The following is a 24,294-nucleotide window of genomic DNA, read 5'->3' as shown; positions in this document are numbered from 1 at the left end:
GTGCCGCCGTCGTGGCCGAGGAGAGTGAGCCGTGATGCAGGAGCCGGACAGGCCCGAAGGGCCGGAAGAGGTCGAACTGCTCTCGGGACCGGTCGACGGGGAACGGGTCCGTGCGGACCCGCGCGCGCTGTGGCGGCGCCGGTCCGCCCGCGGGCGGGCGGTGATCGCGGCGACCACCGTCGCCGTCCTGGCGCTCGGCGGCACCGTGGCGTACGCGGCGGCCTCGGGTGACTCCGGTGGCGGCCCGCCGTCGGCGTCGCCGTCCGCCTCCTCCTCCGAGGGACCCGGTGGCCGGCACGGCCACGGCGGCCCGTGGTCCGGCCTCGGCGGGGACGCGGCGCACGGCGAGGCGACCGTCAAGGACCCGGGCACCGGCGACTGGGTCGTCCGCGTCTGGCAGCGGGGCACCGTGACGAAGGCGGCCGACGACCGGGTCACCGTCAAGAGCGAGGACGGCGTCTCGTGGACGTGGACGGTCGGCTCGGGCGCGACCGTGTCCGCGGACGGCGCGTCCGGCTCCTCCGGGGCCGACGCGCTGAAGAAGGGCGACACCGTCTTCGTCGTCGGCTCCCGTTCCGGTGACACCAACACCGCCGACCGCGTCCTGTCCGGCGCCTTCGGGGAACACGGCCCCGGCGACCGGCGCGGCGGCTCCCCGGGGCACGGCCCGTGGAACCACGGAGGCGACCGCTCCCCCGGCCCCACGGGCAGCGGAGCGGCTACCTGACCCTGGTGCCGACGACCACGTGGGCGTACAGCTCCTCGTCGGCCGCCAGACGCGCCGTCAGGCCGCTGCGGGTGAACGCCTCTACGGCGGCCGGGGCCTGGCGCTCGCTGGTCTCGACGAGGAGACAGCCGCCGGGGGCGAGCCAGGACGGCGCCTCGGCGGCCACCCTGCGCAGCACGTCCAGCCCGTCACCGCCGCCGTCGAGGGCGGTGAGCGGCTCGTGGTCCCGGGCCTCCGACGGCAGCTGGGGGATCTCGCCGCTGGGTACGTAGGGCACGTTCGCCGCCAGGATGTCCATCTGGCCGCGCAGTCGCCCGGGAAGCGCCGCGAACAGGTCGCCGACGTAGGCGTGTCCGCCGTGCTCGGCGATGTTGCGCCGGGCGCACCTCACCGCCGCCGCGTCGATGTCCGCGGCGTGCAGTTCGACCTGCCCGAGGGACGCGGCGAGGGCGGCGCCGACCGCGCCCGAGCCACAGCACAGGTCGACGACGACGCGGGCGTGCGGCACCGCGGCGAGGGCCTGGTCGACGAGGAACTCGGTGCGGCGACGGGGCACGAAGACGCCCGGCTCGACGGCGATCCGCAGACCGTGGAACTCGGCCCGGCCGACGACGTGTTCGAGAGGCAGGCCCGCCGCCCTGCGGGCCGCCATCGCGTCGGCCTCGTCCGGGGTACGGGCGGCGGCGAGGATCAACTCCGCCTCGTCCTCGGCGAAGACGCACCCGGCGCCACGCAGCACGGAGACCAGCACGTCACGGGACGAAGACGGGAAGGGCACGGAAGAAGCGGGAGGGTTGGGCGAGGAAGAAGAAGCGGGAGAGGCAGGGGAGGCGGGAGTAAGAGGGGGCATGAAGCCGAGAAGCCTTTCGGAAGCCGAAGGGCGCTCTCACGGTCGCCTACCGGCGGCGATCCACGCCGCCACGGGAGGAGAGCACCCGACCTGACACTGCGGTAATGGGTCCCACCTCCTCTTCGCCTCGCGCGACGGGGGACCTCCCCGGCCGGACGGCCACCCTACCCCAGGGGTCGGACGACGTTCCTGGCTCGGGCGCCCTCACCATCCAAGTTGTATTATGCAACCAGGCTAGTGAGGGAGGACCGGTGGAAGCAGCCGAGGCCGTGGAGACGATCCAGCGGGAGATGACGAGCTTCGCCCGGCGGGCCCGTGCCTCGGCGGGCCGGCTGCACCCCGAGCTGTCGCTGGTGTCCTACACGCTCCTGGGCCACCTGGAGGAGAGCGGCGGCTGCCGGGCCACCGACCTCGCCGCGCACTACGCCCTGGACAAGTCCACGGTCAGCCGCCAGGTCGGCGCCCTGGAGCGCGCCGACCTGATCGAACGGCGCCAGGACCCCGAGGACCACCGCGTCCAGGTCCTCGATCTCACCGACGCGGGCCGCCGCATCCTCGCCCAGGTCACCGAGAGCCGCCGCACGGCCTTCCGGGAACGGCTGGCGCAGTGGCCGCAGGCGGACCTGGAGCGGTTCGCCGAGTACCTGGTGCGCTACAACGCGTGGCGCGGGCCCGCCGCCGGGAGCGACCTGCCTCCCGCGGCGGCCCCGTGACCCTCCGGCCGGCCCGCTACGCCACCGGGACCGACTCCCGCCCCTCCCCCAGCCGCTCCGGCACCCGTGCCGCCAGGAACGCCGTTCGGCGGCGCAGCCGGAAGCCCAGGGACTCGTAGAGGCGGATGGCGTTCGTGTTGCCGGCGCTGGTGTGCAGGAAGGGCGTCTCGCCGCGTTCGCGGATGCCGTGGGCGACGGCCAGGATCAGCCGGGTCGCCAGGCCCTCGCCCCGGAAGGCGGGGTCGGTGCAGACCGCGCTGATCTCGGTCCAGCCCGGCGGGTGCAGCCGCTCGCCGGCCAGGGCGATCAGGGCGCCGTCCCGTCGTATGCCCAGATAGGTGCCGAGTTCGATGGTCCGGGCCTCGAACGGCCCCGGCTGGGTGCGGGCGATCAGGTCCAGGATCTCCGGTACGTCGGCGGGGCCGAGCCGCACCGCCTCGGGTTCGGGTGCGGCGGCCAGCCCGTCGTCGACGAACTGCACGCCCTCGATCTGGAGGGTGAGTTCCCATCCGGGCGGGAGCTCTCCGCGGAAGCCCGGCAGCGGGACCTCCGCGCCGGGTCCGGCGAGCGCCGCGAGATCGGCCCAGTCGTCCGCGTCCGGCTCGTCCGGCAGCGCCAGCCAGGGCGACACGTCGACGGGGTAGCGCAGCACCCGGCCCCGGCGCTCGGCGAAGTGCGCGTGCGGACCGGTGAGGGAGGCGAGGGCGGGGTTGTCGAGGACGTGCGGGGGCTCGATGGCGCTCATGCGTCCGCTCCGATCTCCAGGACGACCTTGCCCCGCGCGTGGCCGCTCTCGACCTCGCGCAGCGCCTCGCCCGCCCGCTCCAGCGGGAACGTGAGGGTGACATGCGGGTTCAGCTCGCCGCGGACGACCAGGTCCGCCACCGCCCGCAGAACGGCCGTGTCGCGGGCGCGCGCCACCCGGGCGCCGCCCAGCCGCTCGACCTCCTCGGCCGGGGCTCCGGCGGTGATCAGCCGCGAGCGGTCCCGCACCAGGCCGGCCGCCTCGCGCAGCACCTCGCCGCCGACCAGGTCGTAGACGCCGTCGATGCCGTCCGGGGCGGCCAGGCGGACGCCTTCCGCCCAGTCCGGGCCGGACGGCACGTGCACGGCGCCCAGCGACTCGAGGAAGTCCTTCTTGCCCTCGCTCGCGACGCCCACCACCCGCAGCCCCCGCGCGCGGGCGATCTGTGCGACGGCGACGCCGACTCCGCCGCCCGCGCCGGTGAGCAGCAGCGTGGCCCCGGCCGGCAGGTCGAGCTGGTGCACACCGTCGTAGGCCGTCGCGGCGGCCACGGGGAGGGTCGCCGCGTCGGTGAACGACAGTCCGGCGGGCTTGTGCGCGGTGATGCCGGCGGCCAGCAGCGCGTACTCCGCGTAGCCGCCCGCGACCGCCGTGCCGAACACCTCGTCGCCCGGCGCGAACCCGGTGACTCCCTCGCCGGTCTCCTCGACGACGCCGGCCACCTCGTTGCCCAGAACCGAGGGGAACGCGCGCTCACCGCTCTCGCCGGGGCGCCGGTAGCCCGTGCGCTGCTTCCAGTCGACCGGGTTCACCCCCGCGGCGCGCACCGCGACGAGGACCTCGCCGGGCCCTGGCCGGGGACGGTCCAGGTCGACGAGGGCCTCGGTCTCCGGGCCGCCGTACCGGGTGAAGACGTACGCCTTCGGCATTGCTCCCACTCTCCTTCGCTGGCACCGGACCGCTGGACCGCTGGATCCGGAACGACACGTGCAAGAGCCGGGGCGCGGCGGCTATTCCCCGCTCGCGGGACTGTTCATACGGGCTTAATGATCGGCGGGCGGACCGGGTGCGGAGCACTGCTGACATGCACGTACGGTTGATGGCGTGAACAACCGCCGTCCTCCCGCTGGAACCCCATGAACGTCACCCGAGGCTTCACCGGCCGCCCCCGCGTCCACCATCCGGGGCTGCCCCCCGGCCAGTACGACGCGGGCGACGACTGGCCCGTGCTGTCCGCCGAGGTCACGCCCGACCTCGCGCCCGCGGACTGGACCTTCCGCGTCGACGGCCTGGTGGCGGAGCCCCGCACCTGGGACTGGGACGGGGCGCACGCGCTGCCCGGGTCCGCGTACGAGGGTGACATCCACTGCGTGACCAGCTGGTCCAAGTTCGGGGTGCGGTTCGGGGGCGTGTCCCTGGACGCGTTCCTCGCGGCCGTCCGGCCCGACGCGTCCGCGACCCACGCCGTCGCGTACTCGCACACCGGTTACACCACCAACCTGCCCCTGTCCGACCTGACCGGCGGACGGGCGTGGATCGCCTGGGAGTACGACGGGAAGCCCCTCACGGCCGAGCACGGCGGCCCGGCGCGGCTGCTGGTCCCGCACCTGTACTTCTGGAAGAGCGCCAAGTGGATCGCGGGCCTGCGGCTCCTCGACCACGACGAGCCGGGCTTCTGGGAGCAGAACGGCTATCACGCGCGGGGCAACCCGTGGGAGGAGCAGAGGTACTCCGGTGACTGACACCCCGGTGACCGAGACGTTCACTCCCCCGACCCGGTTCGCGGTGCCCGGCCGGATCGCCGTGAGCAACCGGGCCGCCGCCCTGTGGCAGACCGCGACGCTCACCGAGATCCGCCGCGAGACCCCGCGGGCGGCCACCTTCCGGTTCGCGGTGCCGGCCTGGGCGGGACATCTGCCCGGCCAGCACCTGATGCTGCGGCTGACCGCCGACGACGGCTACACCGCCCAGCGGCACTACTCGATCGCCTCCGCGCCGGACGACGAGGGGCACGTCGAGCTGACCCTGGACCACGTGGACGGCGGCGAGGTCTCGGGCTGGTTCCACACCGGGGCCCGGCCGGGTGACGAGGTCCAGGTGCGGGGTCCGCTCAGCGGCTTCTTCGCCTGGCCCGGCGACCGGCCCGCGCTGCTGATCGGCGCCGGCTCCGGCGTCGTCCCGCTGATGTCGATGGTCCGCCACCACCGGGTGCGCGGCCTCGGCGTGCCGCTGCGGCTGCTGGTCTCCGCGCGCGGCCCCGAGGAGCTGATCTACGCGCGTGAGTACGGCGCCGAGACGACGCCCGTGTTCACGCGGAGCGCGCCGGCGGGGGTGTCCGTGGGGCGGCTCGCGGCGCGTCACCTCGCTCCGCTGCTCGCCGAGGAGCCGGCGGGCGGCTGGGAGGCGTACGTGTGCGGCTCCAACGCGTTCGCCGAGCACGCCTCGCGGCTGCTGGTCCGGGCGGGGCAGCCGGTCGACCGCATCCGGATCGAGCGCTTCGGCTGACCCGCCCGGCTGTCCCGCGGGGCCCCTTCCTCCCCACCCGTCCCCGGCGTCCCCGGCCGCCGAGGGGCCGACGTGAACGATGCGTGAAACGATGTACTCCGAACGGAGTATGACGCTCATGTGGGCACTCGTACGCGTGACGGCGAGGAGGTCGACATGCGAGGCCGGGTGCGGGGCCGGCTGCGGCGGGACAATCCGCTGCGGCGCCGGTCGGATGTGGTGGAGGCGTGGACGGCGCTGTTCGTCGCCGTGCTGCTGCTGGTCGCCGTGCCGCTGGCCGGGGCGCTCGCCGGCCGGTGGGGCCATGCCGACGCCCAGGCGGTCGCGGACCGGCTGCGGGCCGAACGCCATCGCGAGCGGGTCGAGGTCGTCGGCCATGTGCCCGAGACCATGCCCTCGGTGGAGGGCGTCAGACAGCAGATGTTCCGGGTGACCGTGCGGTGGACCCCGCCGGGCGAACACACGCGGACGGCCACCGCCCGGGTCCCGGCGGGCACCCGCGAGGGTGAGGTGGTGGACGTGTGGTTCGACACCCGGGGCCGCAGCGTCGCACCGCCGCCGAACGACACGCTGGTGTGGCAGCACGCCTTCGCCATGGGTGCGTGCGCGGCCGGCGGCACCGCCGCCGTGGTGCTGCTCGGGCACGCCGTGGTCCGCCGGGTGGCGATGCGGCACCGGCTGGGCGAGTGGGAGCGGGAGTGGGCCCGCACGGAACCCCAGTGGACCCGCCGCAGGCCCGCCTGAAGCTCCTGGCCGGGGTCTGGCGAGGCCTCCCGGTGCCCACGTACGGTGTGATCATTCGTATGGGCACTTAACAAAAGGCGGTCCTTCATGCCCCTGTTCGACCTGGCCGACGAGGAGCTCCGCGCCTACCGCAGCGAGTCCACCGAGCCCGAGGACTTCGACGCGTTCTGGTCCAAGACCCTCCAGGAGGCCCGCGAGCACGACCTGGACGCCCGCTTCGAGCCGGTCGACACGGGCCTGACCACGGTGCAGGTGTACGACGTGACCTTCGCCGGGTTCGGCGGGCACCCCGTCAAGGGCTGGCTGACGTTGCCCGCCGGGGCCGACGAACCGCTGCCGCTGGTCGTGGAGTTCGTCGGCTACGGCGGTGGCCGCGGACTGCCGCACGAGCACCTGCTGTGGGCGTCGACGGGCCGCGCGCACTTCATCATGGACACCCGCGGTCAGGGCAGCGCCTGGGGCGGGGGCGGCGGCACCGCGGACCCGGTGGGCGGCGCGCCCTCGTACCCCGGTTTCATGACGCGGGGCATCGACGCCCCGGAGAACTACTACTACCGCCGGGTGTTCACGGACGCGGTGCGCGCCGTCGAGGCGGCCCGCTCCCACCCGCTGACCGACGCGGCACGGACCGTGGCGGTCGGCGCGAGCCAGGGCGGCGGCATCACGATCGCCGTGGGCGGTCTGGTGCCGGATCTGGCGGGCGTCGCCCCGGACGTGCCGTTCCTGTGCGACTTCCCGCGTGCGGCGGTCCTGACGGACCGTCACCCGTACCGCGAGATCGGCCTGTTCCTCAAGACGCACCGCGGCCGTTCCCAGGACGTCCTGGGCACCCTGGCGTACTTCGACGGGGTGCACTTCGCGTCCCGGGGTTCGGCCCCCGCCCTGTTCTCGGCGGCCCTGGAGGACCAGACCTGCCCGCCGTCGACCGTGTACGCCGCGTTCAACGCGTGGGCGCACGAGGACAAGAAGATCGAGGTGTACGACTTCAACGACCACGAGGGCGGCGGCCCTTACCAGGAGGCGGCCAAGCTGCGCTGGCTGCGGTCCTACGTCTGAGGGCGGGCGCATGGACACGCGTGCCGCCGCCGAGCGGTTCACCGGCGTGTGGGAGCGGGCCTGGGCCTCGCACGACGTGGCGGCGCTGCTGGAGCTGTACGCCGAGACCTGCGTCCACCGGTCGATGCCGTTCCGGGAACCGCACCGGGGGCGGGCCGAGCTGGAGGCCTATCTGCGCTGGTCGTTCGCGGCGGAGCGGGTGACCGACGTGCGGTTCTCGCCCCCGGTCGTGGGTGCCGACGGGGTCGCGGTGGCCGAGTTCCGGGTGCTGTCCGAGGAGGACGGGGCGGCCGGCACGCTGGCCGGCTGTGTCTTCGTCCGGTTCGACGACGCCGGGCTGGCGGTCGAGTCACGGGACTACTGGCACACGAGCGAGGGGCATCGGGAGCCGACGGGACGGACGTTTCTCCTGTGAACCAGGACCTCCTGTCCGGCGGACTTCCCTCCAGTCCGACCAGTCGGTATGTTCGGGACGCCCGGGCCGCGGCGTAGCGGTCCGGGGTTCCGGCGGACCACGGAGGCCCCATGTCCGAGCACGTGCCACAGATCCACGGCCACTGCGACCCCCGGTTCGCGGCGGTGCGCGCGGCCTTCGAGGAGAACTTCCGGGACCGGGGCGAGCTGGGCGCCGCGGTGAGCGTCACGGTCGACGGCGTGCCGGTGGCCGATCTGTGGGGCGGCTGGGCCGACGCGGCGCGCACGCGCGCGTGGGAGCGGGACACGCCGGTCAACGTGTGGTCCACGTCGAAGGGCCCGACGGCGCTGTGCGCGCACATCCTCGCCGACCGGGGGCTGCTCGACCTCGACGCCCCGGTGGCCGGGTACTGGCCGGAGTTCGGCGCGGCGGGCAAGGAGCGCGTCCTGGTCCGGCATCTGCTGTCCCACCGCGCGGGCCTGGCCGGGCTGCGCCGGCCGCACTCGCTCGAGCAGCTCTACGACTGGGAGTTCACCACCGCGCGCCTCGCGGCCATGGAGCCCTGGTGGGAGCCGGGCACCCGGTCCGGCTACCACGCCCTCACCTACGGCTTCCTGGTCGGAGAGGTGGTGCGGCGGGTGTCGGGGCTGCTGCCGGGAGCTTTTCTGGAGCGGGAGGTGACCGGGCCGCTGGGCGTCGACTTCACGATCGGGCTGCCGGAGAAGGAGGCCGGGCGGGCGGCCGAGCTGGTGCATCCGCCGGTCGCCTCGTCCAGCGAACAGGCCGCGATCTTGAGCCAGTTGGCACCGGCGGCGGTCGCCGCCCTGACCAATCCGGTGGTGGGCGCGAGCGAGGCCAACGCGCCGCGGTGGCGGGCCGCGGAGATCCCGGCGGCGAACGGCCACGGCACCGCGCGGGCGGTGGCCGCGCTCTACGGGATCTTCGCCGGCCGGGGTGCGTACGGCGGCCGTCGCGTCCTCTCCCCCGAGGCGGCCGAGCGGGTGCGCGAGGGGCAGGGCGCCTGCCGGGACCTGGTACTGGGGGCCGGGTTCGCGCACGAGACGGAGATCGGGCTCGGGCTGTGGCTCAGCGGCCCGAACGGATCGTACGGACCGAACCCGCGCGGTTTCGGACACGACGGCTTCGGCGGCTCGTGCGGGCTGGCCGACCCGGAGGCGGGGGTGTCGCTGGGGTACGTGATGAACCGGATGGGGCCGCACATCGCCGACGACCCACGGAAGAGGGCGTTGGTGGACGCCCTGTACAGCGCGCTCTGAGCGCGGGCGCGGCGCGGGCGCGGTACGGGCGCGGTGCCGGCCGGGGGCGGTCCGGTTTCGGCCGATCGGGCGGCCGGCCCTTCCCTGCTGGTTTAGACCAATGCTAGATCTGGTGGCGCACCGAGTCCGCACGACCACGGCACGTCACTCACAGGAGGCGCGCGGCATGGCCCGCAGCACCACCCCCACCACCCCGCACGTCCACCCGCACCCCGACGACGACGGACCGCTGTACCGGCGGATCGCCACGGAGCTGCTCGGCGAGCTGCGCGACGGCACCATCGCGCCCGGCGAACGGCTGCCGGCCGAGCGGCGGCTGGCCGGGCACTTCGGCGTCAGCAGGCAGACCGTACGGCAGGCCCTGGAGGTCCTGCGCGGCGACGGGCTGGTCGAGACCGACCGGCGGGGCAGCCATGCCGCCCTGCCGGGCGGGCCGCTCGGCACCCCGTCCTTCCTGGCCTTCCCCGTGGGCGCCCGGCCCGCGGACGATCCGTCGGCGGTGGCCCATGCCGCCCTGAGCTGGGAGGCTCCCCCGCCCGAGCACGCCGAGGCGCTCGGAATCGCCCCGCACCGGCCGACACTGGTGCACCGCTACGAGTCGGCCCGCGCCGACGGACGCGGTCTGCGTACGGCCGTCACGTCCTTCTCCGCGGTGGCCCTGGCCGAGGTCGAGGAACTGGGCCGTTACCGTGACCGCGCCGACTCGAAGGCCTCCCCGGAGCTCCGGCGGGCCTACGACTGGATGCGCCGGGCGGGCCTGACCCTGCACCACCGGGACTGCATCACCCACCTCGACGACGACCCGTCGATGCGGGTCACCCGGCGTGTGCACGACCAGTACGCGCGCCCCCTGGAGATCACCGACCTGGTGGTGGACACCCGGCGGGAGGCCCTGGTCTACGCGTTCACGCTGCCCGCGGCCGGGTGATCCCGTCCGGGCCTGCCGGGCCGTCCGTCCGGCGCGCCTCGACCATGCGGACCCGTGGACTTCCGTCGCTCCTCGTCCCGAACTCGGGCAGGGCGCGGAGGTCCACGCGGAACCCGGCGCGCTCCAGCTCCCGCCGCACCTCGCCGAGCCGGAACGCGCGGTAGTACATGACGAACGGCGGCCGCCACAGGGCGTTGCGCACCCGCATCACGGCGTCGAAGCCGAGGAGCGTCCAGAAGGCCGGGGAGGACGGCCCGGGCGGGGCCAGGACGGGGAACGCGAAGCAGCCGCCCGGCCGCAGCGCGGTCCGCACCTGGCCGAACAGGCCCGGCAGCTCGCGGGGCAGGAAGTGCCCGAACGCGCCGAAGCTGACGACGAGGTCGAAGGCGGCGGTGAAGGGCAGGGCGCGGGCGTCGGCGCGCACCCAGGACACCCGGGGGCTCGCCGGACGGGTCCGCCGGCGCGCCTGCGCCAGCATGCCGGCGCTGAAGTCGACGCCCGTCACACTCCCGCGGCACACCGTCGCCAGGACCTCGACGCCCGCCCCCGTGCCGCAGCACAGGTCGAGGCCGTCCTCGTACGGGCCGGAGTCCTTCAGGGCCGAGGTGACCGCGTCCAGGACGGCGTCCGGGGTACGGAAGGGCGTGTGGTCGAACTTCGGCGCGAGGAGGTCGTAGCCGTGCTCGACGGACGACAGCGCCTGGACGGCGAGTTCGCGCAGGGTGGGGCCTTCGGGACTGAACATCCGTGTCAGCCTACGGCCGTCCGCCGCTTCAGGAGCAGCAGGGCGCGGTCGCACCAGGCCAGGTTCGTCTCCTCGAAGGCGATGCCCGCCATCAGCGTCAGATAGGGGCCGATCCGGTCGGCCTCGCTCAGGTACGCGTCCTCGGTGCGCCCGTCGAGGAGGCGGTCGCGCACCCGCAGGTAGCGGTCGAGCTTGGCGCGGGACCAGGTCCTGCGCTCCTCGACCAGCCCGCGGGTCACCTCCGGGTCCACACCGTCCATCGCCTGGATCCTGATGAGGAGTTCGTCGCGGATGGCGGTGGGCCGCCGGGGCGGGGTGGCGGCGAAGGCGTCCAGGTCCGCGCGGCCGGCCTCGGTGAGGGTGAACATCCGCTTGTTGGGACGGCGTTCCTGCTGCACCACCCGTGCCTCGATCAGGCCGTCCTGCGCGAGGCGCTCCAGTTCGCGGTAGAGCTGCTGGGGGGTCGCGGGCCAGAAGTTGGCGAGGGAGACGTCGAAGACCTTCGACAGTTCGTAGCCCGAGGCCTCGCCTTCCAGAAGGGCGGCCAGGACGGCGTACTTGAGCGACATATGGACACGGTAGCAGGAGGTGACTATTCTCATCGGCACCTACTCAATAAATTTACTAATCATGCTATGAGGTGATCCGATGCGCGCGTTCCGTGAGGCGGTCGAGGCCGGCGATCTCGACGCCGTCGAAGCACTGCTGGCCGAGGACGTGGTGTTCACCAGCCCGGTCGTGTTCAAGCCGTACCCGGGCAAGGCGATCACCGCGTCGATCCTGCGCGGGGTGACGCGGGTCTTCGAGGACTTCCGCTACGAGCGGGAGCTCGACGGGGCCGACGGACGTGACCACGCGCTGGTGTTCAGGGCCCGGGTGGGCGAGCGGGAGCTGACCGGCTGCGACTTCATCCACCTCGACGAGGAGGGGCTCATCGACGAACTCACGGTCATGGTCCGCCCGTTGTCGGGCGCCCAGGCCCTCGCGGCGGCGATGGGGGCGCAGTTCGACCAGATCCTGAAGGAGGCGGAGGCCCGGTCGGCCGCCGCCTCCTGACATCAGGCCACGGTGAGCGTGAGGGCTCCCGCATAGGTCGCCCCGGGCGTGAGGGCCGTCGGCGTCCCGTCGACGGCCAGGGTCACCGTCCTGCCGCGCGGCGCCCGTACGGCCGCGTCGGCGGCCAGGGTCAGCGAGGTCAGGTACGACGTCCCGGTGACCGTCCAGGTGGAGCCGGAGCCGAGCCGGACGATCACGCCGTTGTTGACGGCGGGCCGCGCGGTGTTGGTGACGATGCCGAGCTCGTGGAAGGTGGACGCGTCGATCGACGGCACCCGGTGTACCGCCTTCGTCGCCGAGATGACGCCCTCGAGCGCCGACCCCTCGAAGGTGAGGACCATGTTCTTGCCGCCGCGCATGGCGTTGTAGAAGTCGCCCTCGAGGTCGATGTCGGTGAAGGTGGCCGCGCCGTCGGTGGAGTGGACTGCGGTGACGTCGAAGGAGGCGTTCCTGACGGGGTCGGTCGTCGGTTCGGTGTAGACGCCGACGTTCATCATCCTGCCGCCGACGTCGACCGGCCCCGGGTCGTCCAGCTCCATCATCTGGAGGAGGACGCCGTCCCGCGGGTTCAGGCGGGCGCCGCCGGACCCGTCGACGGCGATGGCGGTCTGCTGGCCCTTGTTGAGGAAGGTGGCCCGCTCGGAGTTGATCACCGTGCCGCCGTCGAGGGTGAGCGTGCCGGCGCCGAAGAACATGAAACCGAAGTGGCCGGAGTCGACGACGGTGTTGCGGACCGGCAGGGCCGCCGACTCGGCCCGGGTGAGCCCGAGTTCCAGCTCCGCGTCGAGGGCGGCGACCGCCTCGCGGGTGCTGTCGCCGTAGTGCACGACGGCGGCCGGTCCGGCGATGATCGTCGCGTAGCTGCCGACGTCGAACCGGGAGCCGAGGACCCGCACGGTGGCGTCGCCGATGGCGTAGGTCCCGTAGCCGTACTCCCCGGTGTTCCCGATGTGGCTGTTGATCGCGGTGAGTTTCAGCCCGCTGCCGCCCTCCACGGACAGGGCGCCCCAGGTCTCCGAGAACACGGTGGAGTTCAGATAGGTGGCCCTGCTGTTCCGGCCGATGAGATTGGTGGCCCGGACGTTGCCGTCGAGACCCAGCATCCAGGGCACCGATTCCATGTACGGGGTCTCGACCGTGGCCCGGTAGTCGGCGGGCAGCACGCCGTTGCGGGTGTGGACGGTGGAGTTCTTCACCACCACGTTGGCGCCGTCGTCGGAGATGACGCCGGTGCGCACGACGCCCTTGGTGCTGATCCGGGCGCCGTCCACGACCAGGGTGGTGCCGGATCCGTCGCCCACGACCGCAGCGCCGTAGCCGGCGAAGTCGCAACGGCCGTTGCCGGTCAGGGAGATGACGGGCCGTCGCAGCGTGTAGGTGCCGTCCTGCACGAAGACGCCGTCGAAGCACTCACCGGTCGAGGCGATCGAGATGCTCCGGGCGAGCGTGTCGGTGAGCCGGCCGCCGGTCACCGCGGCCAGGACGGAGCGGTCGCGGTCGACACCGTCGCCGTCGACGTAGAGGGCCTGCCGGAAGGGGAAGGTGAGGCTCTCGTAGGTGACGTCGTTGGCGGCCGCCACCGTGAGGACGACGTCACCGCGGTACGTACCCGGCCGGATCAGGGTGGCGGTGCCGCCCGTCGCCGTCAGCAGCTGTCCGGTCTCGACGCCGTCCACGGTCAGGGTGAGGCGGTGGCCGGCCGGGGCCGCGAGCGCCCCGCCCTCGGCGAGGGCGAGCACACTCAGGCGGGTGGTCGCGGCCACCTCGTACGTCTCGCCGGAGCCGACCGTGAGCGTCCTGCCGGAGGTCTTCGCCGCCGCGGTGGCGGTGGCCGTCGGGACGAGGACCGCGCCGGCCGTGGCGGTACCGGCGATCAGGACCGAGCGTCGAGTGATCAGCGTCATTGCTTGCCTTCCCAGAGGTCGATTCGCGCCGTCGCGCCCCAGGACCGGGTGCGTCGTCGCGCAGCGTGAGCGCCCGCCGTCGGCGACAAAGGCCCGGACGGCACGGGCGGGGGCACCGGGGGTGCGCACGAGGGAGTGAATCAGCCCCCTCCACCTGGCAGTAGAGGGTGTGCGCACCCATTGCGGAACCCGATGCCTCGGATCGCGCCGCCCGGTGCACAGTGGTGACACAGGGTGGTGAAAGGCGTCGCCTAGGCGGGTGCGATCATGCCCGCCGACAGGTCGATGTCCGCCCCGCACAGCCCCGGCATGGCGAGCATCGCCACCAGGGCCCGGGCGACCTCGTCCTCCTCGATCAGGCGGCCCAGCGCGGCCCGGGACGCGAAGTCGTGCTCGGCCTCCTCGACCGTGCGGCCGGTCAGTTCGGCGGTGAGCCGGAAGTTGCGGTCCATGCGCGGGCCGCGCACCGGGCCGGGTGAGAGGGAGTTGACCGTCACGCCGAGCGGCCCCACCTCACCGGCGAGGGTCCGGGTCAGGCCGAGCAGGGCCATTTTGGAGGCGGTGTAGGGCGTGCGGTTCAGGAGCGGGCGTTTGCCGCTCACGGAGGCGACGTTGACGACGTCACCGCGTCCGGCCGCGAGCATCGGCGGCAGGAACGCCCGGCACATCAGGTACACCCCGCGGACGTTGGCGGCGAAGACCTCGTCCCACTCCACGGGCTCGACGTCGACGAGAGGCCGCACCGGGCCCGCGACCCCGGCGTTGTTCACGAGCAACGACACGTCCTCGTCGGCGAGTTCGGCGGCCAGGGAGCGCACCGACTCCGGATCGGACACGTCGCAGACCGCCGTACGCGCCGCGCCGCCCCGCCGGTCCACCCGCTCCGCAGCCTCGGTGAGGCTCGCCCGGTTGCGGCCGGTCAGGAGAACCCGGGCGCCCGCGGCCGAGAGCGTCAGCGCGAACGCCCGGCCCAGCGGGCCTCCCCCGCCCGTGACGAGCGCGGTCCGCCCGGCGAGGCTCACGCGGTGTTCCAGGGCAGCTCGTCACCCGCGGCCCGAGCCGCGCGTACGTCACCGGAGCGCGCGTGCCCCTCGAACAGCTCCACCCGGGAGGCCCGCCCGCACAGCCGGCCGAGCAGGGCCTGGGAGGCGGTGTCGGTGACCTCCTGATAGGTGACGGTCCTGAGGTACTTCCCCACCCACAGGCCGCCGGTGTAGCGGGCGGCGCCCCGGGTGGGCAGCACATGGTTGGTGCCGATGACCTTGTCGCCGAAGGACACGCAGGTGCCCTCGCCCAGGAACAGGGCGCCGTACTGGGTCATCCGCTCCAGGGCGAGCCTCGGCTCCGCCGTCAGCACCTCCACGTGCTCGAAGGCGAACTCGTCGGCCAGGGCGTACAGTTCGTCGATCGAGTCGACGACATGGACCTGGCCGTGGTCGCGCCAGGCGGGCCCGGCGAAGTCCCGGGTGGGCAGGCCGGGCAGCAGCCGTTCGACCTCCGCGACGGTCCGTTCGGCGACCGCCCGCGAGGTGGTGATCAGGACGGCCGGGGAGTCGGGGCCGTGTTCGGCCTGGGAGAGCAGGTCGACCGCGCACACGAACGGGTCGGCGTGCTCGTCGGCGAGTACGAGGATCTCGGTCGGCCCGGCGAACAGGTCGATGCCGATCTCGCCGAACAACTGCCGCTTGGCCTCCGCCACATAGGCGTTGCCGGGCCCGGCGATCAGGTCGACGGGCCGCATGGTGTCCGTGCCGACGGCCATCGCCGCCACCGCCTGCACCCCGCCGAGCAGCCAGATCTCGTCCGCGCCCGCGAGATGCATCGCGGCGACGGTGGCCGCGGGGATCTCGCCGCGGATCGGCGGTGTGCAGGCCACGACCCTCGGTACGCCCGCCACCTTCGCGGTCACGATGGTCATGTGCGCGGAGGCGGTGAGCGGATACCGTCCGCCGGGGACGTACGCGCCGGCCGCCCGAACGGGCAGATGCCGCTGTCCGAGCCGTACCCCGGGCAGCGTCTCCACCTCGAACTCCCCCAGGGAGTCGAGCTGACGGCGGGCGAAGGCGCGCACCTGCTCCTGGACGAACCGGATGTCCTCGATGACCTGTGCGGGCACCGACGCGACGATCGCGGCGACGTCCTCCTCGGACAGCCGGAAGGACTCCGGGCTCCAGTCGTCGAACTTCTCGGAGTACTCCCGCACGGCGGCGTCACCGCGCTCGCGCACGTCCGCGAGGACGTCGGACACGGTCGCGCGCACCTGGTCGAGGGAGGCGGTCACCTCGGCCCGGGGTACGGCGTGCTTCAGGATCTCTGCCACGACTGCGGCCTTTCTCGGGGAGAGGGGAGAGAGGAGAAGGAAGAGGGGAGAGGGAGGAGGGAGGAGGGGGGAGGAGCCGGCCTCACACGGGCGGCGCCTCGAAGAGCACGTCGGGGTCGTTGAACTGCTCCTTGGCGACCGACTCGCTCATCGGGTCGGCGGTGCCCCACTGGTCCTGGGTGAGCGGGTCGTCGACGTCATGGCGTCCGGGGTGCCAGAGGTCCTCTTCGAGGACGGCGAGTTCGGTGGTGTACTCCACGGTGTTGCCGTGCGGGTCGTGGAAGTAGGAGAAGGTGTTGTCGCCCGCGAGGTGCCGTCCCGGACCCCAGGTCAGCCGTGTCCCGGCGCGCAGTGCCCGGCCGGTGCCGCGCATGTACTCCTCGACGCCCCGCATCTCGAACGAGGCGTGGTGCAGGGAGACATGGGGGCCGCGCGCGATGGCGAAGGAGTGGTGCAGGGGGCTGCAGCGCAGGAAGTACATGAGGTCGCCCATGTGCGCGGAGTACAGGGTGTCGGTGAGCCGGAAGCCGAGGTGCCCGACGTAGAAGTCCCGCAGCCGCTCCGGGTCCTGGGAGTTGACCACGCAGTGGGAGAGCCGGACCGGGACGGCCTCGCGCTCCTCGATCCTGCGGTGGGTGCGGGTGGCGACCTCGGCGGAGACCTCGACGACCCGGCCGTCGGGGTCGAAGAAGCGCAGCCCGTGGCCGCCGCCCGGGGTGTCCAGCGCCCCCGGCTCACCGATGAGCCGGATCCCGGCCCGGGCGAGTCGTACGGCGAGTTCGTCGACGGCTCCCGCGGACACCGCCCCGAAGGCGACGAGGTCCATCCGCTTGCGCTCGTCCGCGCGGATCCGGACGACATAGTTCTCGGGGCTGCCCTCGGCGGCGAAGAAGGCGAGTCCGCTGTCGCTCGCCACCTCGGTCAGGCCCCAGGTGGAGCCGTAGAAGGCGCGCTGCCGTGCGAAGTCCGGTACGGCCAGGTCGACATGGCGGAGATGGGTGATGAGGGAGGACGTCACGGTGCGCTCCTGACGGTGTTGCGCCGGTGGCCCTTGACGGTGTTGCGCCGGTGGCCCTTGACGGCGTTGCGCTGGTGGCCCAGCCCCGAGATCTCCGCCTCCAGCACGTCCCCGGGGCGCAGGAACACGCCCCAGTGGGCGCCGTTGCCGGCCGGGGAGCCGGTGAGCAGCAGATCGCCGGGGCGCAGGGTGGTGGTCGTCGAGACGTACGCGATGAGCTGCGGGATGCCGAAGATCATGTCCTTGGTCGACTCGTCCTGCCGCACCACGCCGTTGTGCCGCAGGGTGATCCGCAGGTCGCCGGGGTCTCCGGCGAAGGCGGCGGGCACGAGGAAGGGTCCGGTCGGCAGGAAGGTGTCGGCGTTCTTGGCGGTGAACCAGTCGGTGCCGATGGCCTTCAGGTCGGGCCGGTAGAGACGGTCACGGGTGGTGAGGTCGTTGCAGACGGTGTAGGCGGCGACGTGGTCGTAGGCGTCCCGCGCCTCGATGTCGCGGCCCGCCTTCCCTATGACCAGGGCGAGTTCGAGCTCCCAGTCGTGCTGCTCGCCGAGCGCGGGCAGCACGATGTCGTCGTAGGGGCCGCACATCGCGCGCGGGGAGCCGAGGAAGACGTACGGGACCCCGCCGCGGATCCGCTCGTCCATCATCTTCTCGGCGTCGGCGCGGGCCTCCTGCGGGGTGGCGCCGTGCACGCTCTCCTTCTCGGCGGCGACCAGATCGACCACGTGCTTGCGGTAGTTGGCACCGCTCTGGAGGATCTGCCCCGGCTCGATCGGGGCGAGGATCCGCAGGCCGGCCAGATCGTGCCAGGCGCCGTCGGCGCCTCCGTCCGCGGCGGGTCCGGCGAGTTCGGCGAGGCGGGGCAGCCAGGTGTCCCAGTCCTCGACCAGGGCGCGCACGGACGGCACCAGGTCGGACAGGTCGCGCACCCGGGCACCGGTCACCAGACCGGGGAAGGGGCCGGGTGGCGGGTCGTCGGAGGCGGCGGCGGTCCGGAACGTGCCGAGCGCGAAGGGTCCGGCATGGGTGGGGAGTGGATCGGGCACGGGCGGCTCTCCTCGTCCGGGTGGGGGCTCGCCGTCGACGCTAGGCAGCCCGGGGCGGCGGCGGAAATGGCCGTTGGCGATGCCTGCCATCACCGGCGTGCCCGCCCCCGGCCGCGCCGGGGCGCGGCTTCACCGCGCGGCACCTCCATCGCCGTCCGGGATGGATGACGTCCCCCTTGGCGATGCCTCGATCCGTTGACCGCGCGGGCGGCCGCCGACCAGGCTCGGAGCACCCCGTCCCGAGGAAACCAACGGAGTTCGCCGTGGTCGTCGAGCATGCCCAACTGACCGTCGAGGCCGGCCGGGAGGAGGAGTTCCAGGAGGTCTTCCGCACGGCGCGGGAGGTGCTCGCGGAGGCCGACGGCTTCCGGTGGGCGCGGCTGCTGCGCTGCGTCGAACGGCCGCGGGCGTTTCTGCTGCTGGTCGGCTGGGAGTCCGTCGAGGCCCACACGGTCGGCTTCCGGGAGTCCGGGCGCTTCGGGCGCTGGCGGGCGCTGGTCGGACCGTTCTTCGCCGCGCCGCCGGCCGTGGAGCACTACGACGAGCCCGACCCGCGCTGAACCCGATCGCCTCCACCTGTTCCTACGTCCGCAAGGATCGCCCATGCCCGTACAGAAGGTGCTCGTCGTCGGCGGCGGCATCACCGGAAGCGTGCTGTCCGTCGCGCTGGCCCAGCGCGGCGCCGACGTCGAGCTCGTCGAGATCTCCCCCCGGTGGTTCGGCGTGGGCCACGGCATCACCCTTCAGGGCAACGCGCTCAAGGCGCTGCGCTCCGTGGGCGTACTGGACCGGGTCCTCGAGCGGGCCGTGCCGTTCGACGTGCTGCGGCTGCTGCGGGCCGACGGCACGCTGATCGCGGAGCTGCCCACTCCGCACACCGGGGGGCCGGACCTGCCCCCGACCGCGGGTGCGCTGCGGTCGGACCTGCAGGACGCACTGTGTGACGCCGTGCACGCGCACGGCGTCACCGTGCGGCTCGGGCTCACCGTCGACCGGATCGATCAATCCGCCGACCACGTGGACGTGACCTTCACCGACGGCGGCACCGGCCGCTACGACCTGATGGTGGGCGCCGACGGGATCAACTCCCGGATGCGCGAGCTGATCGGGATCGCGGCCCGGCCCGCTCCGGTCGGGATGTCGATCTTCCGGGTGGTCGCCGAACGGCCTCCGGAGATGGTGTGCCACGAGGTTTACTACGGCGGCCCGCGCTTCAAGGCCGGCTACAGCCCGATCTCCGTCGACCGCTGCTACACCTACCTCCTGGACGAGAACCTGGACGCCTCCCTCGTGGGTCCGCGGGCCCCGCTGTCGCTGATGCGCGAACGCGGTGCCGGGTACGGCGGCACCTGGGCGAAGATCATCGCCTCGCTGCCGGACGACACGGCGGTCGACTACCGCTGGATCGAGGCGGTGCTGGTGGACGAGCCCTGGTACCGGGGCCGGACGATGGTCGTCGGCGACGCCGCGCACGCCTGTCCGCCGCTCATCGCCCAGGGAGCGGCGATGTGCCTGGAGGACGCGGTGCTCCTGGCCGAACTCGTCACCGGGGACGAGCCGTTGGAGAAGGCCCTGGACCGCTTCATGGCCCGGCGGCTGCCCCGGGTGCGGATGGTGCTCGAGAACTCGCTGCGGCTGGCCGAGTGGGAGATCCACCCCGACACGCCCGGCGCGGACCCGGCCCGGATCATGTCGGAGACCCTCGACTCCCTGACGGCGGCCGCGTGAGCGCGCCCGCCGGCCCGCCGGGTACACCCGTCGTCGACTTCCACGGCCATCTCGCCGTCCCGGCCGCCGAGGCGATCGTCGCGGGGACACCCGGCTTCGCCGCCGAACTGGCCGCCGAACGGCGGGCCCACTCCCCCGCCTCCCTGGCCGTCAACCGCGCCCAGCTGGAGCGGCTGCGGCCGAGGCTGACGGAGGTGTCCGCGCGGCTCGCCGACCTGGACGCGATGGGCGTCGACGCGCAGGTGGTCGGTCCGATGCCGATGCACCACTACTGGACCGGTCCGGCGACGGCAGCACGGCTGGCCCGCACCGTCAACGAGGCCGTCGCCGCGCACTGCGCCTCGGCGCCCGCCCGCCTGCACGGCCTCGGCACGGTGCCGCTCCAGCACCCGGACCTGGCCGTGACGCTCCTGGCGGAGGCGGTGGGCGGACTCGGCCTGCACGGGATCAGCGTCTCCACGACCGTGCACGGCCGCGAGCTGGCCGACCCGGCGCACGACCCGGTGTGGCGGGCGGCCGAGGAGACGGGGGCCGTCGTCTTCGTGCACCCCTGGGGCTGCTCACTGGGCGAACGGCTGGCCACGCACTACCTGGGCAACACCGTCGGGCAGCCGGTGGAGACCATGGTCGCCCTCTCGCACCTGATCTTCACCGGGGTCCTCGACCGCTTCCCGCGTCTGAAGCTGGTGGCCGCCCACGGCGGTGGCTGTCTGCCGACGTACATCGGGCGCTCCGACCACGCCTGGCGGGTGCGTCGGGACGCGCGCGGCTGCGCCGAGCCGCCCAGCGCGTATCTGCGGCGGATGTGGTTCGACTCGCTGGTCTACACCCCGCGCGCCCTGCGGCACCTGGTGGCGGAGGTGGGCGCCGACCGGGTGGTGCTCGGCACGGACCACCCGTTCGACATGGGTGTCGACGATCCGCTGGCCCGCCTGGACGCCGCCGGTCTCGCCCCGGCCGACCGGGCCGCCGTCGCCGGCGGCACCGCACTCGACCTGCTGCTGAAAGGACACCCGTGATGACCCTCGGTCCCATCGAGGAGGAGCTCGCCAAGGCCCGTTCCGCGTACCGCAACTGGGGTCGCTGGGGCGAGGACGACGTGCTCGGCACGCTCAACTTCCTGGACGACGCGATACGCGCCCACGCGGCGGGCCTGGTCCGCCGCGGACGCTCCTTCTCCCTCGCCCTGGAGTTCAACGAGGCGGGGCCGCAGCGCGGGTTCCGCGGCCGGATCAACCCCGTGCACTACATGAAGGACACCGGGTCCGACGCGGCCGCGGGCACCCAGGGATTCCCGCACGGCTTCGGCGGGGCGGACGACCATGTGGTGATGCCTCTGCAGGCCTCCACCCAGTGGGACGGGCTGGGCCACATATTCGACAACAAGCAGGCGTGGAACGGCCGTTCGTGCACCGTCGTGAACGGCGACGGCGACTCGGTCACCGGCATCGAGCACATGGCGGACGCCTTCACCGGACGCGGGGTCCTGCTGGACGTCGGCCGGGCGGTCGGCGACGAGCACGGCGAACTCCCGGACGGTTTCGCCGTCCTGGAGGAGCATCTGCGCGCCACGATCGAGGCGCAGGGTGCCACGTCGACCGTCCGCCGAGGCGACCTCGTGCTGGTGCGCACCGGTCAGCTCGGCCGGGTTCGGCGGCTCGGCGCCTGGGGCGGATACGCGGCCGGGGACGCGCCAGGGCTGTCCTTCACCACCCTGGGTTGGCTGCACCGCACGGAGATCGCGGCGATCGCCACGGACACCTGGGGCCTGGAGGTACGGCCGTACGAGTTCGCCGAGCCGGCGATGTCCCCGCTGCACCAGATCGCCATCCCCAACATGGGCCTGCCGCTCGGCGAGATGTGGGACCTGGAGGCCCTCGCGGAGGACTGCGCGGCCGACGGTGTCCATGAGTTCCTGCTGGTCGCCGCCCCGCTGCCGGTCACCGGCGCGGTGGGCGCGCCGGTCAACCCCATCGCGGTGAAGTGAGTACCCCTTGACTGTCGTCGACCGGGGAGCGACCCCCGAACCCCCGCACGCGAAGCGCTTCTCCGGCACTCTCCACCTCCCCGGCGACGAGGGTTTCGAGGAGGTCTGCCTCGGGCGGGTCTTCAACGCCCGGCGGCCCGCGGACCGTATGCCGGCGGCCGTCCTGGAGGCCGTCTGCGAGCAGGACGTCGTGGAGGGCGTGCGGCTCGCGCTGGAGCGCGGCTGGCAGGTCGCCGTCCGCTCGGGCGGGCACAGCTGGGCCGCCTGGTCGGTGCGCGAGGACGCGCTGCTGATCGACCTCGGCGAGTTCCGGGAGATGGCCTACGACCCCGCCACCGAGATCGTGACGGCCACCCCCAGCGTCAAGGGCGGCGACGAACTCAACCCGTATCTGGGTGAGTTCGGCCGCTTCTTCAACGGGGGGCACTGCCCCTCCGTCGGCATCGGCGGCTTTCTGCTCCAGGGCGGGCAGGGCTGGAACGCGCGCGGGTGGGGCTGGGCGGCGGAGAACATCGTCGCGATCGACGTCGTCACCGCCGAGGGCGAAGCGGTGCGGGCGGACGAGGAGCGGCACAGCGACCTGTTCTGGGCCGCTCGCGGGGCGGGCCCCGGCTTCTTCGGGGTCGTGACCCGCTTCCACCTGCGCACCCGGCCCCTGCCGCGGCACCTCGCCCACACCGTCCACGCCTACCCCCTGGACCTGTTCGACGAGGTCATGACCTGGCTGCACGGGATGCACCACACGGTGTCCGAGCTGGTCGAGATCGTCGCCCTGACCCAGACCCCGCCGGGCTCCGGCACCGCCGTGCTGCTGGTCACGGGCGTGTCGATGACGGACACCCCGGCGCAGGCCGCCGAGGCGCTCGCCCCGCTGCACGCGAACCCGTACGCCGACCGGGCCCTGTTCCGGGTCGAGGCGCAGCCGACCACCCTGGCCGAGCAGCTCGCGGGCCAGCGCACGGCCAACCCCGAGGGCCACCGCTACCTCGTCGACAACGCCTGGCTGACCGGCCCGGCGCGGGAGGTGGTCCCGGCGATCCGCGAGGCGTTCACCGGGCACCCGACCCCGGGGACCTTCACCATCTGGTTCTCGATGGCTCCGCTGCGCCGGCTCCCCGACATGGCCTTCTCGTTGCAGTCGGAGATCTACTGCGCCACCTACGTCGTGTACGACGACCCGGCGCGGGACGCGGAACTGCGGGCCTGGCTGGACTCGGCGACGGCGGCGATGCGGCCGGTGACGGCGGGCCAGTACCTGGGCGACTCCGACTTCACCGTACGGCAGTTGCGGTTCATGGGGGACGCGCAGTGGCGGCGGCTGAACGAGATCCGGGCCGCGCGGGATCCCGGGGGCCTGTTCGCGGGCTACCTCAGTTCCGGGGCCGTCACCAACACCAACCACTGGGAGCAGTGAGCGATGCGGTTCGTGACCTACGAGTACGAGGGTGTGGAGCGCGCCGGTGTGGTGCGGGACGGTGTCGTCCATCCGCTGTCCGAGGGCGTCACCGTCCTGTCCCTGGTCGAGCGGGACGTACTGCACGCGGCGGGACGCGAGGCGCTCGGCCGGCCCGGCGGACCGGCGGTGGACCGGGTGCGGCTGCTGCCGCCGCTGAAGCCCCCGTCCATCCGGGACTTCGTCGGCTTCGAGGCGCACATCGAGGGGGTGTCGAAGTCGCTCGACGGGCTGGAGCACGTGCCCGAGGAGTGGTACCGGGCGCCCAACTTCTACTTCACCAACCCGCACGCGGCCTACGGCGCCCACGACGACGTGCCGGTACCGGCGGGCTGCTCGGTGCTGGACTTCGAGCTGGAGGTCGCAGCCGTCGTCGGACGGGCCGGCCGCGACCTCACGCCCGAGCGGGCACGCGGGACGATCGTCGGCTACCTGGTCTTCAACGACTGGTCGGCCCGGGACCTCCAGAAACCGGAGAAGAACCTGGGGCTGGGCTTCTCCAAGGGCAAGGACTTCGCCCACACGCTGGGCCCCGCCCTGGTCACCGCCGACGAGGTGGAGGACAGGCGCGACCCGGACGGCTTCCTCGACCTGGAGATGACGGCCACGCTCAACGGGAGGCTGATCGGCCGCGACACCCTGGCGAACGTCTCCTGGACCTTCGAGGAGATGGTCGCCTACGCCTCCCGGGACGCCTGGGTGCGTCCCGGTGACGTCCTCGGCTCGGGCACCTGCGGGTGGGGCGCGCTGGCCGAGTTCTGGGGCCGGGCCGGGGAGCGCACCCCGCCGCCGCTGCGGCCCGGCGACGAGGTGGAGCTGCGCGTGGAGCGGCTGGGCACACTGCGCAACCGGATCGTGCCGGGGCGCACGGACGTCTATCTCCCGCGGGCGCGCAAGCGGGGCCGCACGCCACGGCCGTAGCGTGCTCGCTCCACGTTGACCTGCGGGTATCCGGGGATCCGATGGCTGCTATCGGATCCCTGTGAGTTGCCTCCGGAGTCTTCCTCGCCATGGACGGGGTCGTTACGCTCCGGTTCCACCGAGCTTCAAGGACGCGGCGCGGCCGGAAGGGGACAG

The 24,294-nt window shown here is 73.4% G+C and carries 26 protein-coding genes; 16 read left to right on the top strand and 10 right to left on the bottom strand.

The window, feature by feature from the left end; all coding sequences use genetic code 11:
* The first annotated feature begins 34 nt into the window (after nt 1-34).
* Nucleotides 35-727: a hypothetical protein gene (locus ABT070_RS07280; protein WP_351755897.1), complete on the top strand. Its 693-nt coding sequence runs from the start codon at nt 35-37 to the stop codon at nt 725-727.
* Here the strand turns inward: ABT070_RS07280 and ABT070_RS07275 are convergent.
* A complete protein-coding gene (locus ABT070_RS07275; RefSeq protein WP_351755895.1) occupies nt 720-1,577 on the bottom strand; it encodes a putative protein N(5)-glutamine methyltransferase in 858 nt (285 codons plus the stop codon). The genes ABT070_RS07280 and ABT070_RS07275 overlap by 8 nt on opposite strands.
* A 251-nt stretch (nt 1,578-1,828) precedes the next feature.
* Between ABT070_RS07275 and ABT070_RS07270 the strand changes: the two genes are divergently transcribed.
* Nucleotides 1,829-2,290, top strand: coding sequence for a MarR family winged helix-turn-helix transcriptional regulator (locus ABT070_RS07270; RefSeq protein ID WP_351755892.1), 462 nt, complete (start codon nt 1,829-1,831; stop codon nt 2,288-2,290).
* Between the two features lie 16 nt (nt 2,291-2,306).
* On the opposite strand, the gene ABT070_RS07265 is transcribed toward ABT070_RS07270, so the two are convergent.
* Both ABT070_RS07265 and ABT070_RS07260 read right to left on the bottom strand, forming a co-directional pair.
* On the bottom strand, nt 2,307-3,035 hold the full coding sequence (locus ABT070_RS07265) for a GNAT family N-acetyltransferase (protein ID WP_351755889.1): 729 nt from the start codon (nt 3,033-3,035) through the stop codon (nt 2,307-2,309).
* Entirely contained in the window at nt 3,032-3,964 is a 933-nt protein-coding gene (locus ABT070_RS07260; protein WP_351755886.1) for an NADP-dependent oxidoreductase, read from the bottom strand. Before ABT070_RS07260 ends, ABT070_RS07265 begins: the two co-directional genes overlap by 4 nt.
* A 207-nt stretch (nt 3,965-4,171) precedes the next feature.
* Between ABT070_RS07260 and ABT070_RS07255 the strand changes: the two genes are divergently transcribed.
* The 7 genes from ABT070_RS07255 (at nt 4,172) to ABT070_RS07225 (ending at nt 9,960) form a co-directional block, all read left to right on the top strand.
* Nucleotides 4,172-4,777 (top strand): sulfite oxidase-like oxidoreductase, encoded by a 606-nt coding sequence (locus ABT070_RS07255; RefSeq protein WP_351755884.1) that lies wholly within the window; start codon nt 4,172-4,174, stop codon nt 4,775-4,777.
* A 7-nt stretch (nt 4,778-4,784) separates the two neighbouring features.
* A complete protein-coding gene (locus ABT070_RS07250; RefSeq protein ID WP_351756026.1) occupies nt 4,785-5,540 on the top strand; it encodes a ferredoxin reductase in 756 nt (251 codons plus the stop codon).
* Nucleotides 5,541-5,696: 156 nt separating this feature from the next.
* Nucleotides 5,697-6,284 (top strand): Rv1733c family protein, encoded by a 588-nt coding sequence (locus tag ABT070_RS07245; protein ID WP_351756024.1) that lies wholly within the window; start codon nt 5,697-5,699, stop codon nt 6,282-6,284.
* 87 nt (nt 6,285-6,371) lie between these two features.
* Complete coding sequence (locus ABT070_RS07240; RefSeq protein WP_351755882.1) at nt 6,372-7,340, top strand: acetylxylan esterase; 969 nt, start codon at nt 6,372-6,374, stop codon at nt 7,338-7,340.
* A 10-nt stretch (nt 7,341-7,350) separates the two neighbouring features.
* Nucleotides 7,351-7,755 (top strand): nuclear transport factor 2 family protein, encoded by a 405-nt coding sequence (locus ABT070_RS07235; protein WP_351755879.1) that lies wholly within the window; start codon nt 7,351-7,353, stop codon nt 7,753-7,755.
* 110 nt (nt 7,756-7,865) lie between these two features.
* The gene (locus ABT070_RS07230) at nt 7,866-9,032 is read left to right on the top strand and encodes a serine hydrolase domain-containing protein (protein ID WP_351755877.1); all 1,167 of its coding nucleotides are present in this window, start codon (nt 7,866-7,868) and stop codon (nt 9,030-9,032) included.
* Nucleotides 9,033-9,198: 166 nt separating this feature from the next.
* On the top strand, nt 9,199-9,960 hold the full coding sequence (locus tag ABT070_RS07225; protein WP_351755874.1) for a GntR family transcriptional regulator: 762 nt from the start codon (nt 9,199-9,201) through the stop codon (nt 9,958-9,960).
* On the opposite strand, the gene ABT070_RS07220 is transcribed toward ABT070_RS07225, so the two are convergent.
* Nucleotides 9,938-10,705 carry a class I SAM-dependent methyltransferase gene (locus tag ABT070_RS07220; protein ID WP_351755871.1) on the bottom strand — a complete coding sequence of 256 codons (768 nt, stop codon included), beginning with the start codon at nt 10,703-10,705 and terminating at the stop codon, nt 9,938-9,940. The genes ABT070_RS07225 and ABT070_RS07220 overlap by 23 nt on opposite strands.
* 5 nt (nt 10,706-10,710) lie before the next feature.
* Entirely contained in the window at nt 10,711-11,274 is a 564-nt protein-coding gene (locus ABT070_RS07215) for a PadR family transcriptional regulator (RefSeq protein WP_351755868.1), read from the bottom strand.
* Between the two features lie 79 nt (nt 11,275-11,353).
* On the opposite strand from ABT070_RS07215, the gene ABT070_RS07210 reads away from it, so the two are divergent.
* Nucleotides 11,354-11,761 carry a nuclear transport factor 2 family protein gene (locus tag ABT070_RS07210; RefSeq protein ID WP_351755865.1) on the top strand — a complete coding sequence of 136 codons (408 nt, stop codon included), beginning with the start codon at nt 11,354-11,356 and terminating at the stop codon, nt 11,759-11,761.
* A 2-nt stretch (nt 11,762-11,763) separates the two neighbouring features.
* Here the strand turns inward: ABT070_RS07210 and ABT070_RS07205 are convergent, their stop codons facing one another.
* The 5 genes from ABT070_RS07205 to ABT070_RS07185 all read right to left on the bottom strand — a co-directional run bounded on the left by ABT070_RS07205 (nt 11,764) and on the right by ABT070_RS07185 (nt 18,049).
* Nucleotides 11,764-13,665, bottom strand: coding sequence for a hypothetical protein (locus tag ABT070_RS07205; RefSeq protein ID WP_351755863.1), 1,902 nt, complete (start codon nt 13,663-13,665; stop codon nt 11,764-11,766).
* Nucleotides 13,666-13,916: 251 nt separating this feature from the next.
* Nucleotides 13,917-14,687, bottom strand: coding sequence for an SDR family NAD(P)-dependent oxidoreductase (locus tag ABT070_RS07200; protein ID WP_351755860.1), 771 nt, complete (start codon nt 14,685-14,687; stop codon nt 13,917-13,919).
* Nucleotides 14,684-15,985: a histidinol dehydrogenase gene (gene hisD / locus ABT070_RS07195; RefSeq protein ID WP_351755857.1), complete on the bottom strand. Its 1,302-nt coding sequence runs from the start codon at nt 15,983-15,985 to the stop codon at nt 14,684-14,686. The genes ABT070_RS07200 and hisD overlap by 4 nt, the downstream gene beginning before the upstream one ends.
* Nucleotides 15,986-16,067: 82 nt before the next feature.
* Entirely contained in the window at nt 16,068-17,003 is a 936-nt protein-coding gene (locus ABT070_RS07190; RefSeq protein WP_351755855.1) for a VOC family protein, read from the bottom strand.
* Nucleotides 17,000-18,049 (bottom strand): fumarylacetoacetate hydrolase family protein, encoded by a 1,050-nt coding sequence (locus ABT070_RS07185; protein ID WP_351755853.1) that lies wholly within the window; start codon nt 18,047-18,049, stop codon nt 17,000-17,002. Before ABT070_RS07185 ends, ABT070_RS07190 begins: the two co-directional genes overlap by 4 nt.
* 263 nt (nt 18,050-18,312) lie before the next feature.
* Between ABT070_RS07185 and ABT070_RS07180 the strand changes: the two genes are divergently transcribed.
* Genes ABT070_RS07180 through ABT070_RS07155 form a run of 6 tightly spaced genes read left to right on the top strand, consistent with a single transcriptional unit; the run spans nt 18,313 to nt 24,138 of the window.
* Nucleotides 18,313-18,609 carry an antibiotic biosynthesis monooxygenase family protein gene (locus tag ABT070_RS07180; RefSeq protein ID WP_351755851.1) on the top strand — a complete coding sequence of 99 codons (297 nt, stop codon included), beginning with the start codon at nt 18,313-18,315 and terminating at the stop codon, nt 18,607-18,609.
* A 43-nt stretch (nt 18,610-18,652) separates the two neighbouring features.
* Complete coding sequence (locus tag ABT070_RS07175; protein WP_351755848.1) at nt 18,653-19,777, top strand: FAD-dependent monooxygenase; 1,125 nt, start codon at nt 18,653-18,655, stop codon at nt 19,775-19,777.
* On the top strand, nt 19,774-20,796 hold the full coding sequence (locus tag ABT070_RS07170) for an amidohydrolase family protein (protein ID WP_351755846.1): 1,023 nt from the start codon (nt 19,774-19,776) through the stop codon (nt 20,794-20,796). Before ABT070_RS07175 ends, ABT070_RS07170 begins: the two co-directional genes overlap by 4 nt.
* Nucleotides 20,796-21,764, top strand: coding sequence for a cyclase family protein (locus ABT070_RS07165; RefSeq protein WP_351755843.1), 969 nt, complete (start codon nt 20,796-20,798; stop codon nt 21,762-21,764). The genes ABT070_RS07170 and ABT070_RS07165 overlap by 1 nt, the downstream gene beginning before the upstream one ends.
* A 7-nt stretch (nt 21,765-21,771) precedes the next feature.
* Nucleotides 21,772-23,178, top strand: coding sequence for an FAD-binding oxidoreductase (locus tag ABT070_RS07160; protein WP_351755841.1), 1,407 nt, complete (start codon nt 21,772-21,774; stop codon nt 23,176-23,178).
* A gap of 3 nt (nt 23,179-23,181) precedes the next feature.
* Complete coding sequence (locus ABT070_RS07155; RefSeq protein WP_351755839.1) at nt 23,182-24,138, top strand: fumarylacetoacetate hydrolase family protein; 957 nt, start codon at nt 23,182-23,184, stop codon at nt 24,136-24,138.
* Nucleotides 24,139-24,294 lie beyond the last annotated feature (156 nt).

It is taken from the genome of Streptomyces sp. NPDC002884 (genome assembly GCF_040295245.1).
Lineage (GTDB): Bacteria > Actinomycetota > Actinomycetes > Streptomycetales > Streptomycetaceae > Streptomyces.
The sequence above is the reverse complement of the archived record's forward strand: the minus strand, read 5'-3'. Positions and strand labels throughout refer to the sequence as shown.

What these genes read in the sequence shown, in the direction of transcription:
- ABT070_RS07215 (WP_351755868.1), bottom strand. Translation starts at nt 11,274, where the DNA reads ATGTCGCTCAAGTACGCCGTCCTGGCCGCCCTTCTGGAAGGCGAGGCC.
- ABT070_RS07210 (WP_351755865.1), top strand. Translation starts at nt 11,354, where the DNA reads ATGCGCGCGTTCCGTGAGGCGGTCGAGGCCGGCGATCTCGACGCCGTC.
- ABT070_RS07235 (WP_351755879.1), top strand. Translation starts at nt 7,351, where the DNA reads ATGGACACGCGTGCCGCCGCCGAGCGGTTCACCGGCGTGTGGGAGCGG.
- ABT070_RS07230 (WP_351755877.1), top strand. Translation starts at nt 7,866, where the DNA reads ATGTCCGAGCACGTGCCACAGATCCACGGCCACTGCGACCCCCGGTTC.
- ABT070_RS07155 (WP_351755839.1), top strand. Translation starts at nt 23,182, where the DNA reads ATGCGGTTCGTGACCTACGAGTACGAGGGTGTGGAGCGCGCCGGTGTG.
- ABT070_RS07175 (WP_351755848.1), top strand. Translation starts at nt 18,653, where the DNA reads ATGCCCGTACAGAAGGTGCTCGTCGTCGGCGGCGGCATCACCGGAAGC.
- ABT070_RS07280 (WP_351755897.1), top strand. Translation starts at nt 35, where the DNA reads ATGCAGGAGCCGGACAGGCCCGAAGGGCCGGAAGAGGTCGAACTGCTC.
- ABT070_RS07275 (WP_351755895.1), bottom strand. Translation starts at nt 1,577, where the DNA reads ATGCCCCCTCTTACTCCCGCCTCCCCTGCCTCTCCCGCTTCTTCTTCC.
- ABT070_RS07205 (WP_351755863.1), bottom strand. Translation starts at nt 13,665, where the DNA reads ATGACGCTGATCACTCGACGCTCGGTCCTGATCGCCGGTACCGCCACG.
- ABT070_RS07225 (WP_351755874.1), top strand. Translation starts at nt 9,199, where the DNA reads ATGGCCCGCAGCACCACCCCCACCACCCCGCACGTCCACCCGCACCCC.
- ABT070_RS07255 (WP_351755884.1), top strand. Translation starts at nt 4,172, where the DNA reads ATGAACGTCACCCGAGGCTTCACCGGCCGCCCCCGCGTCCACCATCCG.
- ABT070_RS07265 (WP_351755889.1), bottom strand. Translation starts at nt 3,035, where the DNA reads ATGAGCGCCATCGAGCCCCCGCACGTCCTCGACAACCCCGCCCTCGCC.
- ABT070_RS07220 (WP_351755871.1), bottom strand. Translation starts at nt 10,705, where the DNA reads ATGTTCAGTCCCGAAGGCCCCACCCTGCGCGAACTCGCCGTCCAGGCG.
- ABT070_RS07240 (WP_351755882.1), top strand. Translation starts at nt 6,372, where the DNA reads ATGCCCCTGTTCGACCTGGCCGACGAGGAGCTCCGCGCCTACCGCAGC.
- ABT070_RS07165 (WP_351755843.1), top strand. Translation starts at nt 20,796, where the DNA reads ATGACCCTCGGTCCCATCGAGGAGGAGCTCGCCAAGGCCCGTTCCGCG.
- ABT070_RS07245 (WP_351756024.1), top strand. Translation starts at nt 5,697, where the DNA reads ATGCGAGGCCGGGTGCGGGGCCGGCTGCGGCGGGACAATCCGCTGCGG.
- ABT070_RS07260 (WP_351755886.1), bottom strand. Translation starts at nt 3,964, where the DNA reads ATGCCGAAGGCGTACGTCTTCACCCGGTACGGCGGCCCGGAGACCGAG.